The 16,102-nt window shown below is 48.1% G+C and carries 6 protein-coding genes; 1 reads left to right on the top strand and 5 read right to left on the bottom strand.

What is annotated here, in order from left to right; all coding sequences use genetic code 11:
- Window positions 1–54: 54 nt before the first annotated feature.
- From BUC01_RS04185 to BUC01_RS04165, 5 genes are all read right to left on the bottom strand, one after another.
- Complete coding sequence (locus BUC01_RS04185) at window positions 55–2,904, bottom strand: glycoside hydrolase family 2 TIM barrel-domain containing protein (RefSeq protein WP_073312822.1); 2,850 nt, start codon at window positions 2,902–2,904, stop codon at window positions 55–57.
- A 132-nt stretch (window positions 2,905–3,036) separates the two neighbouring features.
- Window positions 3,037–6,285, bottom strand: coding sequence for a glycoside hydrolase family 2 TIM barrel-domain containing protein (locus BUC01_RS04180; RefSeq protein ID WP_073312801.1), 3,249 nt, complete (start codon window positions 6,283–6,285; stop codon window positions 3,037–3,039).
- A 256-nt stretch (window positions 6,286–6,541) separates the two neighbouring features.
- The gene (locus tag BUC01_RS04175) at window positions 6,542–10,768 is read right to left on the bottom strand and encodes a beta-d-glucuronidase/beta-L-arabinofuranosidase (protein ID WP_073312799.1); all 4,227 of its coding nucleotides are present in this window, start codon (window positions 10,766–10,768) and stop codon (window positions 6,542–6,544) included.
- A gap of 9 nt (window positions 10,769–10,777) precedes the next feature.
- Entirely contained in the window at window positions 10,778–13,477 is a 2,700-nt protein-coding gene (locus tag BUC01_RS04170) for an alpha-d-galacturonidase (RefSeq protein WP_025834798.1), read from the bottom strand.
- A gap of 108 nt (window positions 13,478–13,585) precedes the next feature.
- Window positions 13,586–15,823: an alpha-L-rhamnosidase-related protein gene (locus tag BUC01_RS04165; protein WP_073312797.1), complete on the bottom strand. Its 2,238-nt coding sequence runs from the start codon at window positions 15,821–15,823 to the stop codon at window positions 13,586–13,588.
- A 116-nt stretch (window positions 15,824–15,939) separates the two neighbouring features.
- On the opposite strand from BUC01_RS04165, the gene BUC01_RS25395 reads away from it, so the two are divergent.
- Window positions 15,940–16,101 (top strand): hypothetical protein, encoded by a 162-nt coding sequence (locus BUC01_RS25395; protein ID WP_175560860.1) that lies wholly within the window; start codon window positions 15,940–15,942, stop codon window positions 16,099–16,101.
- Window position 16,102 lies beyond the last annotated feature (1 nt).

Here is a 16,102-nt window from a genome sequence, read left to right as displayed (position 1 = left end):
AGGAAATGTTTAACTTGAATAATTCACACTCTATAGTTAGAGGAGTTAGCTGTATCATTCAAACCGGAAAACAATACGTCCTGTTTGCGGGCCATCCACCCATTTAGGTTGTGAAGAAGGGCCGCACAAATCGGTGGAGTTTACTTTATTACGTACCGGAGGTATTACATTCAAAACAGATATTCCGCTTTCGGGAAGTGTATACAGTAACCGGTCACGACCATCACGGGGCTGATATACTCCGATATAGGAATCAGGAGTTTCATTCGTCAGGCAGATGGTCCCCTCTTTCGTACGAATGTTCATCCAGGAGACACTGCCAAAATATCCCTTGAATTCAGGATAGGTGAATGTCTCACCCGGAATAGGATCATTATAATCATTCTCCCAGATATCATACTGCGTACCATGAATACGATTCTGCCATACACGATACGGACCTGCTCCCAACCAACGCTTGCTGACCACTTGTTCTTCAGGATAATCAAAGCAAATACCCATCAGGTCTACCACACCGGAAAAGTTGTAGGTATAATCAAGGGTGGCCACACCATCCGGATGAATAGTCCACCGAGCTTTGTCTAAATTACCCAGTTTATAATTAGCGGTGATGATCAGATTACCACCCTCTTCTTTTACATCCAGTTTCGTGAAGACTGCCGCATCGGGAAATTCAGTGTAAGTACGGTCCTTTGCCTTGGCTTTTCCGTCATCATGATTATAGAACTGATCCAGGGAACGGTCTGCACGACGTGCACCGATAAAACGGGGACCGTTGGCAAAACTAATCTTACGGTTATTGACAGATACATCTTTCAGCTGCCCGTCTTTCTTTGAAAAGACAAAAGTACGCCCGTTCGCTTTTGCCGTAATATCATTTTCCGTTTCCGTATAGGATGCACGGCCGGATAATGCAGAAAGCTGTTCAGTTTCCCGATTCAGTTTATCTACGGGGAAAGTCCAACGCCATAGCTCATGTCCATATTTATCTATAGCTGTCAGGAAAAGAGCATCGGCTTCGGGGAGGATGGAAGTCTTGATATCCACCACTCCCACTCCATGGGCTGCTACATCGTTTCCCCGCACTTCACCTTGTTTCAGAATCCGGGTAGTTGTATTGGAAGCATCCGTTACTGACGGGAACTTCACTTGCTGCCAGATAAAACGACAGGTGTTCAGGTTCAGATAATCATAACGGTTCTCCACAGAGAATCGGCCGTTGAAATTCCGGTCGATAGCGGTATTCGTAACCTGCACCGGACTCCATAACTGCTTGATAGTGTAATAGCTGCCTTCCTTTTCATGGTGAGGGCCTACAATTCCGTCAGCTCCGAAGTTTCCCTGATTGTCTATGAAACCGTCCATATCCACACGCTTCACGCCTTCATCCGCCAATACCCACAAGAAACCACCGATACAGCGCGGATGTTTGCGCATCATCTCCCAGTAATCATACAGGCCGGCACCATGGCCTCCGTCGTACAAGCCATGCAAGAACTCGGTAGGCATAAAGATTTCCGGCAGACGCATGTAGTTCTGGCTTTCTCCATACGAACGGTAGTGCATCGTTTCGAAACCAGAGAAGTTGCCTTGCGGATGGATAACCGGACGCTTTTGCGGGTCGTATTTATGGAATTCCCCATCCAGTTCGGTGTTCCAGCCTTTTTCATTACCATTGCTCCACCAGATGATGGACGGATGGTTCACATCACGTTCTATCATACCTTCAATCAGGCGTACTCCCGTAGGGGTGTCGTACTTGCCATGCCAACCACCCAGTTCATCCATCACATAGAGTCCAAGAGAATCGCACGCTTCCAGAAATTCCGGGTCTGCCGGATAGTGGCTCAGACGGACAGAATTCATATTCATGCCCTTCATCAGAAGTACATCTTCTATATTCTTCGCTTTACTTAGAGTACGGCCGCTTTCGGGACGGAAACAATGACGGTTGACACCACGCACGTTGATACGCACCCCGTTCACATACAATCCGTCACTTTCACGAACTTCGATAGTACGGAAACCGAATGTCTCGGTCTCATGGTGCAGGACTTTACCTTCTTTATCCAGCAGTGAGAAGTGAGCTTTATAAAGGTTCGGAGTTTCGGCTGTCCATAAGTCGGGGGCAGAAACATTCAATTGCAGAGCAGTCCAGTCGCTTCCGGCTTTCAGGGGTACGATGGTATCTGCCAGCCGCTTCCCTTTCTGGTCCAAAATCTGTGCGCGGATACTCATTCCTTCACCGGAGATATTCGTGTAGCAATTAGCACGGAATGATCCGTCCATTTGTGCATCAATAGCAATATGACGGAGGTTGACGGCAGGTTTTACTTCCAGAAATACCGGGCGGAAGATACCGCCAAAGTTCCAATAATCGGCGCGCCGTTCGGCAAGGTTCACACTGGCGTTCTCACTCTCTTTGGAGACGGTTACTTCCAGCAGATTCTTCTTGCCGTATTTCAGTAAATCCGTGACATTGTATGAAAAGCGGTAGAAGGCTCCCTGGTGTTTCGATCCTGCCTTACGTCCGTTAACCTTAACTTCCGTATCAGTCATGGATGCTTCGAACACAAGGTTGACCTGCTTACCACGGAATTCTTCGGGAACTTCAAACTCATATTTATACATTCCTTTCTCACCGGCAATGCCTTCGGGAAAGGCTTTACCATAAAAACTGATTCCATACTGATAGGTACCAAAACCCTGCAACTCCCAGCAAGACGGGACGCCTATTTTGGCCCACTTGCCGGAGTTACGTCCGTCGGTACAGAAAAAATCCCATTCTACCATGTCATCACATCCGTGTCCGGAAAGGTATTGCCGCTCTGTCTGCGGAAATGTCTGGGCAGTCAGGGTGGTGGCTAATGCCAGGGTTGATAATAAAGTGGTTACTTTTCTCATTGTTACTTTCATTATTGTATTAGTTATTCTCATTTATTGATACCAGCGCAGCGCTGAAGCAGGTTTTCCTCCGGCGTGCTGTCTTGTAGGCATTACTATCTCAATTCCCCTCCTCCAGCACTATGCCGGCTCCTATTTCTCATTACGAATCCGTATATGCAAGGTATGTTCCTTCTTATCAATGGCATACTTCTTCAGTACGCCCGGCCCGCAACTGCTGTTACCCAATCCAAGTACGGCGGCATCCAAACTCAGGATAACCTCAGGACGTGGTTTCAGATTACAGTCATGCGTTTCTTTATATAAATCCTGTGCGGTATAGTGCAGGGCGGAAGCAGAAAAGACATCTTCTACAGCATCTATACGAATACCTTTGCCGTGCCTGTCGGTCAGCATAAGGCGACGCACTTCTTCTTTATTCCCACCGTCTTGCGGACGGGGATAATGTACATACTGGTCGGCAACCGATCCTTTCCAAAGCCCAATGGCGGCAGAAGTCTTACGGTCAGGATAGTTATCCTGCGGACCGCGGCCGTACCAGATAAAGGTATTGTAATCGGGTGAAAGGCAGAATGCTATTCCCAGACGAGGTAATTCTGGTAGTACGCCCTGCGGTTGGAAAGTAGTCTTCAGGTCTATGGTTCCATCCGAAAGGATGGTATAAAGAAACCTGGTTACAATCATACCTTCTTTATAATGATTCCTGGTCTGAACCCAGACAATGACTGCCCCATCCTCACGCATCTCATGCTTCAGAAAATCCAGGCTGATACGGGGATTATCCATTTGATGCAAGCTCCAGTCTTTGGCCAGCCAGTTGCCGAAACTCTTGTCATTATCTGTCGGTGCACGGAAGGCCTGCGTTACGGGTTGGAAGGGGAAATCAGCCGGATGAGCCAGCATTTCTTTTCCATCGTAGATAAGGGAGGTCAGACTACCAGCTGTATGTCTCTCCCATTGGATGGAAAAGCCACTCCCGCTGATGGACAAACGGTCTCCATCTTCCCTGACCTTCAGTTTCCCTCTATTCTCAAGCTTGGAAGACAACAGTGTGCCTTCCTGAATGCAGAACTGTTCCCATGCCACTTCATGCCCGGCTTTTGCCCAAAGGGCATCCGACTTCAACAGGATGCTTATCGTGAGGCGGAGGTCAGAGGTAGCCTTTGCCGAAGCTCTCTTGCTGGCTATGGAAGCGGGTAAAGAAATCGTTTTACTCTTCCCAGGGGCTACTTCGGGCAGTGTTATTTCGCCTTGAGCCTTCTGCTTCCCATCTATGGACAACGTCCACAAACAGCGATATTGGGACAAATCCGTATGATGATTCCTATTCGTCACTTTCAGCTCTCCACTCTCAACTCTCAACTCCACGGGTGAGTATACTTTCTTCACCTCCCAATATTTCGGGGTCGTTTCGCGGTCACTCATCAGCAGACCATTGAAGCAAAAGGCCTTCAGATTCGGTTTGTCACCAAAATCACCGCCGTAAGCTACCATGGTACGCCCATCGGGTAATTCCTTGTAGATGCCCTGATCTACCCAATCCCAGATAAATCCGCCCAGCATACGGGGATTACTGTATATCTCGTCCCAATATTCCTTAAAATTCCCCAGAGCGTTTCCCATGGAGTGGGCGTATTCGCTCGTCATTACGGGGCGGTTGTCATTGGTACGTTCGGCAATTTCCAACAGCCGCTCCCAACGTGCATTTTCCGCACGTTCCTTATCCTCTCCCTCGGCAATGCCGGGGTTCAGATATTCCTGTTTCACCCGGGTATAGAAACGGCTGATTACATCTACCGTCTTCGGATCGGGTGCACCGCCGACTCCCTGTGCGCCTTCATAATGTACGGGACGTGTCGGATCGAAGTCATGCAGCCAGGCGGAGATGGCGGCAAAGTTGGAACCATAGCCACTTTCATTACCCATACTCCACATTACGATACTCGGATGGTTTTTATCCCGTTCCGCCATCCGCACGGCGCGGTCCAGAAATGCGGCATGCCAATCGGGAGTGCTGGCTAAGGTTCCGCGCAAACCATGTTCCTCTATGTCAGCCTCATCCATAACATAAAGCCCCAGACTGTCACAAAGCTCATACCAGCGGCTGACATTGGGATAATGGCTGGTTCGCACGGCATTGATATTGGCTTGCTTCATCAGGAGGATATCCTGCAACATACGTTCTTCGCTCATGACACGAGCCGTACGGGGATCGTGTTCATGGCGGTTCACCCCACGGAAACGAACCGGTGCGCCATTAACCAGCAATTGTCCGTTTCGTATTTCCACTGAACGGAAACCGACAGATTGTTCTGCCTGCTCTATTACTTCACCTTCGGCAGTTTGCAGAGTCAGGTGCAGTTTATACAAATAAGGAGTTTCAGCAGTCCACCTTTTCGGAGATTTCAGGGTTGTCGACATGCGCCCCAGTTTACGGGGACCACGTTGGGGATACCATTCGTTCATCCTGCCCGCTTTATGTTCCAGGTCGAGGATGTCTTCCACATCTCCTTTCAGGGATGTGATTTCCCGTCCGGAAGCATCCCTTAATACTGCCTGCAAAGTATAGCCTTTTCCGGTCATACCTCTGTAAACGCTGAATTGGGGATCTATCTGCAAGATGAAATCCCGATAGTCCGCAGAAGCGGGAAGAGTGCGGACTGTATAGTCGCGGATGCGGATATCAGGTGTGTGCAATAGATGGATGCTGCGGTGAATACCGCCAAAACGCCAGAAGTCCTGGTCTTCAAGATAGGAGCCGTCGCTATAGCGGTAAACTTCCAATGCGATCTGATTCTCCCCGGCATGCAGATGGTTCGTAATGTTGAATTCGCTTGGCTCCATACTTCCCTGGCTATACCCTACCCGTTCGCCATTTATCCAGACATAGAAAGCGCTCATCACTCCTTCGAAACGAAGAAAGGTCTGGCCTCTTGCTTCCCAGCCGGCAGGCAGCAGAAACGAACGGCGGTACTGTCCTACGGGATTCCGCTCTTTGTAAGTGGTATACCCCACCTTCGGTTCACCCATCACCCGGGGCGGATCTATCTTGAACGGATAGCCTGCCGAAACGTATATCGGCGTACCATATCCGTTTACTTCCCAATTGGCGGGTACGGGAAAGCTGGCCCAGTCTTTATCATTGAAGTCCGTCTGATAAAATTCCACAATCCTTTCATCGGGCACAGGTGTCCAGCGAAACTTCCATGTTCCATCCAGACAAATGGAACAATCTCCCTTCTGTGCGTGGAAAGGAGTAAATGCGGCCCGCGCCGGTTCGCGGTTGATTTGAAGTACATGGTGATTCTCCCAGTCATGCACAGTTTGTGCTGACAACTGACTGAAGAGCAATAGACCAAAGAGTAAAGTATATATCTTCATTCGTTATGCTATTAATATTAGGATAGACGGATGAAGATGTATTTTGTACTCTGATATTTATTGAAGTGGTTAGGCGAATTGATGCTTTTCGGACAGGTTATGAATATATTTTAGACACGGATTTCACGGATTACACTGTTGTTTTTATATACTGCAACAGTGTAATCCGTGAAATCCGTGTCTAAAATATCAATTAGCTTTTACCTCCTTTCTTTTCCGAATGGCGCTGATCACTTATCACTAAACCCTAATCACTTTACTGAATATCCAATGCGTCAAACGCCAATCCCTCCATATCTTCCGCCGAAAGCAGCACTTTATAATAGCCCGCATTGATGAATGTTCCGGTAGTGGTACTCATCATCTTCCACTTATCGGGCGTCTCAGGGAAAGTAAGGATATCATCTTTCAACGTCACACCTTTGGAGTCGATGAACTGCATGCGTACAGGCAACGGCTTGCCCGCTGTATTCATATACTTAAACCGGAGAGCGTAGATTTGGGCCAATCCGGTAGAAACACTCCACTCGATGCTGTTCCTACTTCCCTTTCCGAAGAAGATACCCGTCTGCTTACGATGCTCTTTCTTCGTAAAAGCACCTTTTACAAAAGCCGTCTCAGCCTCATACGCCACACTGGTACGAGCGTTTTTATCTTCCGGGAGCATCTCTTTAGGTGTCTTTTCCAACCGGTCCCTGCCGGCCTTCTCCCAACTCCAATCGGTTGCCGGGAGTGGTGTAGACTTCGGTTCCAGTCTCGGTTCCCGATTCGTCGAAGCGATTGCAATCCCGGAAATCAACGCCTGTCCGGCCTTCACTTCGGGGAAGTATATCTTCAGAATGCCTTCCCCCTTTACCGTAACGCATACAACTTTTTTACATGCACCGTCATGACCGCTTTCAGCCCATACATCCAGATCATCCAAGACGAGGGAGTCGTTCACCATTACATCAAATATGCGCAAACCTTCACAATCGGTAGAAGCACTTCCTCCCGTACCATGCCAGGGCTCTGTAAAGTAGAGTTCGATACGATAGGTTCCGTCGGCTACAGGAAAACGATATTCCAACTGGTGACGGCCAAAGCGGAAGGACTGGAATAACGTCCAGTCACGCGTGCCACGTATCGGATCAGACGTCGTACGCTGGCTGGCAAGATAAGGATTCAGACCTTCAAAATTTGCAGCCCATGAGCGGGAATACCCCAGGTTATCCTGTGACCAGAGTTGCCCGAAACTATCCGTATATTCATCTCCACCGCAATTGATGCGATACAGGTAATTATATCCCTCCTCTCCCTTCAGTACAGGCTTTGCTTCCTGATAAAGCGCATCAAAGCGAGGCGCCTGCTCTAATCCTTCCAGAATGATTATATCTTCCGCAACAGGTTTTCCTTTGTAATAACCTACTGCACGAAGTACATTGTAGCGGATATCCCGGTTCTCCCACACGAAGTGAGTTCCTATTCCATTATTTTTCTTCCGTCCGAGGAAAGTGACTTTCCCATCAGACATATCGTTATAGAGCAATACAGAATCGCAATTACTGTAAGCCTCGACGGTAGCCCGGCGACGCCCCTTCTCAAAACGATCCGTCCAGGTATGTGATACAAGGTAAACCATAGGATCTTTGGCTGCCGGAACATAGTTGGCACGATACATGTAATATACATCCAGCGGCTCTTCCCACGGAGTTACCAATCCTTTATAGTTGAATGGCCCTACTTTATCTATCCTCCGGTAAGCCTCATCCGGCTGGCGGCGTCCGGGATTGTCATGACTGCTGTATATCCATTGGAATTGTCCGCAAACACTATCTCTTACCTGCTCTGCCAGACGGATTTTAGTCTCCATCAGCCGGCACATGCGGTCTTCACTCCATACTCCGTTCACCTCAAACTCTCCGGGTTCCGTATGCAATCCGATGCTTCTCCATGCACCATATTCTCCGTTCAGCAGTTGGTTCTTCCGGGAGAGTTCTTTTCCATATTCGGTAACATCTCCCCCATACGTGCCGCTCCAGTTCTGGATTACATTCCAGTCGGTTCCTTCTCCACCATTACAGGTAGTGATGACACGCATCGTACGCGCCGTTGGATCCATCTCCCGGATAATCTCACTACATTCCTGTGCAAATTCACGGGGCAATGTACTTTCATTCTGCAATCCCCACATCACTACTGAGGGGGAATTGCGACGTTCTTTCACCCATTGGCGGAGCAGCTTCTTGAAGTTCTCCCGGAATTCCGGTGTGTCATACCATACATGTGCGGAGAATTGCGTCCAGAACAAAATACCTTTTTCATCCCAGTATTTCTGATAATCGAGATGATGGGGCTGATGGGCGTCACGGAAACCGTTAAAGCCTGCCGCACATATCTGCTTTACCCTTGCAGCTACCTGCTCCCTGCTGAATGCATGGCTTTGTCCGAACTGATGCTCGTACTCGCAAACTCCATTGATAAAGACAGGCTTTCCATTCAAATAGAAACGTCCGTCTCCGTCATTCCGTTTCACCGGCCAGCTGATGGTACGGATACCGAAAGGAGTCGATATCTCATCCGTAGTCTTCGCATCCCGCTTAATCATGCTTGCCAGTTTATACAGATAAGGATTGTCCGTGCTCCACAACACCGGATTCTCTACAGGAGAGTGCTGGCGAACCACCTTCATCTCTCCCGGTGCCAATGTCACTTTCCTGGCCAGACGGAACACTTGCTTTCCATCCGCATTGCTCAATTTATTGACCACTTCAATCGTTTCCGTAGTCCCGCCATAGTTCTTAACCTCCGTATCGACAAATACATTAGCTGCTTTCTCATCATTCCATATGTGTACCCCGAAAGGTTCGATACGGATTTCATCCGTAACTTCCAACACCACAGGCCGGAAGATTCCCAAGGGTTGCGAGCCCTCACTGAATCCCCATTCCGAAGAACAGCCGCCACACACCCAAGGCATATCGGCAATCATTTCCGGGTGCTCAGCTTTTACTTCCAGATGATTGCTACCTTGCCTCAATGCATCGGTCACATCCAAGGTCAATGTGGTGCGTCCTACGGGATGCCGTCCAAAATCCTGACCGTTCAGCTGAATCGTGGCATAAGTGCCTACTCCTTCGAAACGAAGAAAGTAGCGCTTCCGGGATTGGTAATCGTCCAAAGTAAAATCTTTCACATACATAGCAGTGCCATGCAGATTGCCATGAGTGAGCTGACGATAACCATAGTAATCATCCCAGTTGTGAGGCAGTTGACAATTGATTGCATTATCACGCTGCAATGAATTAGTATTTGCCGGTCGTGAATGATCAATCAGCCATGTTTTCCAATCTTCATTCAGTTCGGTCAGCATACGACGGTTCTTCGTCTCCGGTTTTGGGAAACGGACGGCAGAACGTCCCATCGGTTTACTGGTAGCAACCGCAATCCCCCGTTGTTCCGCATTATTAACCGCACAATAGAAGTGATAGACCACTCCATCATGCTTTACCACATAACTTTTATGGGCAAACAGTTCATCATAGTTTTTAGAGGGAATAATAAGGTCTTCTCCGGTCCAGTCGGTCCAGTGCACCAAGTCATAGCTGGCAGCAAAAGTATTGAAAGCCTTGTATCTCCGTGAGGGTTCAAATGCTGAGAAGTAGAACATCACATACACATCTCCCATCTTCTGTATATGGGCATCTCCTGTGATGGTTCCATCGGCTTCGTGCGCAAAGACGGGATTCCCGGGATAACGTTTCCAGGTTTTCATATCTTTGGAAAGGGCTATCCCTACACGTTCTCCCTTCAGGTCTGTTTCCGGATGGCGGCCTCCCGCATTATAGAACATAACAAAGGGAGCACCCAACGTCTTATCCTTATCCCAATAGACGGTACTCTTATATTGAGTCAGCTTTTCCCACCATTGGGCATCCTTGTCATGGATACTCAGAATGGGCTTATTCAGAGACTCCCACTCGTGTGCAGTAGACAAATCTCCTTTCGTCCATGCCAGACCGACAAAAAGCGGTGCCTTCACAGCCTCGTACCCCGTTCCTTCTCCACCGATGTAAGTCATCCAATGACGGTCCTTATAAGTCTGAAGTTCATAGCTTCCTCCCCACTCCATATCCGGCAGGGCAGGAAATCCTCCTCTTTGATTGCAATCCCATTCACCATCCCGGTACGAGAGAACCCGCCCCAATGTGCGCCACTCAAGCAAATTATCACTTTCCGCCAGCCAGGTTTCATAACCACGGCCGTCTGTCCCTCCTTTACCGTTATAAACAACATAGGTCATCAGCCATTTGTCTCCCTGACGGAAGACCGTAGGGCAATCTATTTTATGGTGGTTGTCCTCCGGGGCAACTACCAGTCCATATTTATAGGGTGTTTTTGCTTCTTCGAAAATCTGTTCCATCCGCTCCTGCGCAACATCACGCTGAGCAAAAACGGACCAAACAGATATCATGCAAAAGAGTGTCAGTGATAGTTTTCTCATGATTCAGTATTAATAAAACAACCAATCCATTGTTTCTTCGTCTCCGGCCAATCCTGCATTACGGGCTTTCATATCCGCATCCGTAAATCCCAGAACCTGAAGATATCCTTTCGGCAACATCAGCGTATGCTTGCCTGCCTGAAAACTATATGCATGTACATTGGCCAGTGGCATTCCACTGATACGAACAGCATTCGTCAATATCGGTTCGGCCTGACCGTAATCATTAGCCGAAGCGTCAATCTCAAGTTTCGGTGCTTTGGCATATTTCTTCTGGTCATCCTTGAAATAGGCAACCAGCAATTTTACCGGCGCATCCGTTTCAAAAGTAATACTTGTTCCCTTTTCACGCTGCTCATTGGCATTGAAACGAAATGCTTTCAATCCTTCCAGTTCAGGAGCCATGGCTTCTATCTTTCCCGGCAGATTAGTAAACAGGGAAGCGCCCTCACTTAATTTAACGGTCGGATAACCGGATAGAATTTTCACGCCAGCGGAAGTCCAGGCCGGAATATCCACCGATTCAGCAGTTGCTTTTCCTGTTTGCTTTTCCTCCAGCAGGGCAAGGTTTGCCTTGAAATTCTCCAGTTCCTTTTCGTAATGTACCAGCAATTCTTTCCAAGTCTTATTGTTGCCGCCGTCTCCACCTATAGGAATACGGCGTTGAGCTGTCTGCATACTGTTGGCATACAGATAATGCGCATCTGTAAGTTCCACTAACTTACAATAATGTTCCAGACTCTGCTCCATCAGAGGGATGGCATTTTCCAGATTCTTCAAATCTTTCCCCCACTGATAATCCAATACCAGTTTGGCAGCTTTCACTTTCAGATTAAACGCGTAGGCAAACTCGCGATAACAATGCATATCATTCTGCAAACGTGCGAACTCATCTTTATTGGCAGATACGGAATTCGCTGCCTTATCAATGGCGGCTACTGCTTTATCTCCATGCTCTATGGCCTGTGCTATGATATCCAAGGGCAACTCACCTGCATGAGATTGCTTTTTCCATTCCTTTTCCACATATTCTATCAGTTTCTCGCCTTCCGGTCCGCAACTTTCATAGAATCCCGGATAGATGGTGTATTTGTATGGATTGACAAGCTGGCTCATAAACATGCCCAGCAACAATGTCTGGCGATTTCCTTCCGTGATGCCGAAACGACGCAGTAGCTTCGGTGCAATCTCACCGCTTTCTTCATACGCCTCACGAATAGATGCAGCCTTCTCATCAGATATACCATAGAATTTGGCTAACTGATGATTCCAGTAATCAATTTCCTGCGAACGATCACGACGACAGTTCCATGCATATCGTCCCCAGGTCTGATACCATATCCAGTCACGGTCAAGCTGAAATTCCCGCTTGCCGTCCGGTAATTTGTCGGCGGTGTATGGCCAATCCCAGTAAGAAGCCTGCGGATAAAGATGCAGAGCGTTCGCACCATGAACATCGTGCATGGCTGTCACTGCGCGTTGCACAAAATCGGGAGAACCCCAACGGAAAGGTTCCAGATTCGCCAGAATATGAACATTACTGATATGTATAGAACCGAGTGAGCTCAAATCCGTATGTATCTTTGCCCAGGGGCCGCGAGGCTCATAAGTGGTCAGTGATTCACCGTTATACTTATGCATGGTATAAAGATTCTTATAGAGTGGCAGGGCGGCATCCATCACTAATTTACAGTCCGTATCGTGTGCACGCAACAAGAGAGGCGGCTCATCTGTACGTCCAAGTGCCTGTAATCCATCCTTTACTCCGGGAATAATTGTCTTTGTGAACCATTCCACATCATCCTCCACTGTACACATGGCTTCACCCAGGCAAACAAGCAATCCTACATTAGGATATTTCTCAATAAAAGCGGCAATGCTCTTACGGGTATAGTCCGCAATTAAAGGAGTAATAGGACGGTTGCGGTCCTGTGTTCTCAGACCGTAATGTTCGGCAAACGGCTTTGACAGGATGATATTGTAGAACATTTGTATCACAAAGATACCACGTTTATCTGCTTCTTCCGTGAGGAAAGAGAACATCTCTTCGTTCTTCTTGAAGGTCTCCTCGTCCACTTCCAATGCAAACGGGTAGTCGTCCAACTTCACTAACGAAGCAAACGGATGCCCGTTCCAGAGATAAAGTGAGTTCATACGATTAGCAACCAGCATATCCAGATATTTAATCCATTGTTCTTTATCATAAAACCAGGGAAAACTCTCCGGTGTATAAGGATATTCATATACGCCGTGGCCCGGCAGATAAGTCATCTTCTGCAATCCTACGCAAGCACCACGCAATACCATCTCCGGCCCGTCCGTCAGTTTCTCGGGGAAGTTCAGTTTGCCTTCCGAACTACTCACACGGTCTATCAGTTCACGGCATCCATAGATGACACCGCTGCCATCCCTGCCTGATACTTTCGTCAGATTACCAACAGTTGTAATCTGAAAGCCTTCTTTCTTTAAAGTCGTATCATTGGTTTCTGTCAGTAGGATGGTTCGGACATCCGGGTTGGAGAGTATAGTATCTCCCTGTTGCATCACAACCTGATAGCCCGCTTTATCCAGAGTGGTTTGTAACTGTTCCGCACCAAACAGAATACGGTTCGACGCATCCGGCGGAGTTATAATCTTCACGGTTTGCTTGCCGCACGCTGCAAAAAGAAGTGCACATGCCGCAAACATGAATAATCTGATATTTCTCATATTTCTATTTATGATTACTGTCTCTCTCTTTTTCTACGGAAGAAGGGAAAGAGGAGAGTTTATAGTAAAAGACGCAGTAAGTACCCGTTTGTACTCACATACTGCTTCTCAGTCCTTCAATCCGGTAACAATTCTCTCTTCCGGAGTATCTATCCGGAGGCGCCAGGTATTCTCATCAATCTTTTCCACAGTTCCGATATTGGCCTTTGGCTGCCGACGGCTTTTTATCGTCAGATAACCTTTGCCTTCGGTCGCGCGTACCTTAACCGTTCTTCGGTCCATATAGATATGTATATTTCCGTTCGGTGTAGGTACACTGCCTTCCATCCATTTCAGACCTCCCAGTACCGGAGTTATAGAGAATTCCTTATAGCCTTCTTTCACAGGTTTCACTCCCAGGTAATATTTGCCGATCAGATAAATAGGACTTGCTCCCCAGGCATGACACAGACTCTTCCCATAAGGACGACCATACATGGAAAGATGCTGCGTACCGCTTTCCTCCGGATTATATTTTTCCCAAAAGGAAGTGGCACCTTCTTTCAACATTCCTCCCCAGTACGCTTTCATTTCCTGCATCACTGTTTCTTGTTCACCAAGCGCACAAAGGGCTTCTAACTCATAAAAGCGCATATAGGGAGTCGTGATCTTCAGGATGCTGTCATTCAAAAGAACGGAATGTTTGATGGCCTGCTGTTTCTCCGGACTCAGATAGTTGAAGAAAACGGAAAACATATTGGCATAACGGGTGACGGCATCACTCTGAACGCCATTGATACGGTTATGTACAAGGGCCTGTTTCGAGGCATTCCAGAATGTCGTTTCCAGCTTGGCTTTCAAGGCGGCAGCCAGTTTTTCATATTTCTGTTGGTTGATCCGGTCTCCCACCAACCCTGCACAGAGCGCCATTGTCTCAAGACTCCGGCAGAACAGGACTTGCTCAAAGGAGAGTTCTCCCTTTTTATCCAGATAACCGTCCGCCCAGTCTACAAATACCCAATCACCGGACATACCTTCGACCATGCCGTTCCGGTTGGTGCGTCCCAATACATAGTCCATCATTGTCTGCATACGTGGATAGAGTTGATTGACGAACTGCCGGTCACCACTATACAGGTAATAATCGTAGACGCTGAGAAACCAATAGAATGTATAATCCATAATCGTATTGCTATGACTGGTCACGGGATCTTTGCCGCGAAGCAACCAGATGGTGCGTTTCACCGACTCACTGTCAAAGAAGAGATAGTAGTTCATCAGATAGCTTTGGATGGCGTCTCCGCTCCACACCCAACGGTCGCGCTTGATGCCATCGATGAAGAACTCGCGGGTGGTGAGGTGCATGGTGTAGGCACCCACTTCCCAGATGCGGTTCAACTCTTCGTCGTTGCAACGGAAATTTCCACGATATTCTTCGGGAAGGTATTCGTATTGCATGGCTACTTCGCCTATCTGCACGCCCGGTTCGTGGGTGATGTAGACGTAGCGGAAAGCTTTGCTATTCTCCAGGGTATACTCGTTTTCGGAAGAGGAAGAGGATGTACGCCCGTTTTCGGAAGAGGATAAGGGGGATGTCCGGCGGATGGCAAGGTCGGTGACTTGTCCCGGTTCCAGTTGCAGTTTATCCAGTGTTTCGCAGTATGCCTTGTCTTTCGCTTCTTCCGGACTTTCACCGTAATAGATGTCGATGATGCCTTTGCCGGAGAGATTCTTCAGAGTGAGGTAACCGAATGTTTCTTTTCCGAAATCATAGAGGATTCCCCCTTCGGGTTGCACGGTGCGGGAGGTGGGTTGATGGGGTGTCCGCATCAGCCGGAATTGGGAAGGGCGTTCGGTGGTTCCGTCAAAGTTCCAGCAGCCGGCATCCATATAGATGGTGGCTGAGGTGTCACTGGCTTTGCCGCTTTCGTCAATCCATTCCTTGTCTTCGTAGGTCACGCGCCAGGTAGCATCGGAGTTTACGGTCTTGCCTTTTACGTAGATGGCAGGAGGAGTCGACTGATTCCAGACTTTAATATTCAGGTTATGTTTCCCGGCCGGAAGCAATAAGGTTTCCGGCATGCCGAATTGGAGTTTCCCATCCAGTTTAACGTTATACTTTCCTTCGGCGGCAATGAAGATCTCTTCCGGTTCGGAAAGGTTCAGTTGTTTGCTGAATTCCACGACTACATAGTGGCTGTCGGTCTTCCAGAAAGGAGGGAAAAAGGCACCGCGCTCCGTGCGGCGGTTATTCATCTGATTGCCTAACCATATTTCATAATCGCCCGGATACCATATCCAGGTCTGGGCTGAGGTGCAGGCGGCCAATGACATGGCGGCCAAGGTTATTATCCATTTGTTCTTCATTGCTACTATATATTTGAGTTATGATTGTAGAAGTTTGGACAAATGATGATTTAGCGGTGTGCATTTCCTAAGCCTGTAAGGCTTTTATCTTACAGCCCAGGGTAACACCCTGGGTAATGGATGATCCCACAATCTTACGCCCTGTAAGGGCAAAAGCCCATGTGGGCTGTTATGCCCTTACAGGGCGCAAAGAGAAACACATGGCAATCCCCCAGGGCGTTGCCCTGGGCTATAAGATAAAAGGCTTTCAGTCTACCAGGCACTATCACGTCAATTAGT

This window comes from Bacteroides stercorirosoris, from assembly GCF_900142015.1.
GTDB classification, from domain to species: domain Bacteria; phylum Bacteroidota; class Bacteroidia; order Bacteroidales; family Bacteroidaceae; genus Bacteroides; species Bacteroides stercorirosoris.
The sequence above is the reverse complement of the archived record's forward strand: the minus strand, read 5'-3'. Positions and strand labels throughout refer to the sequence as shown.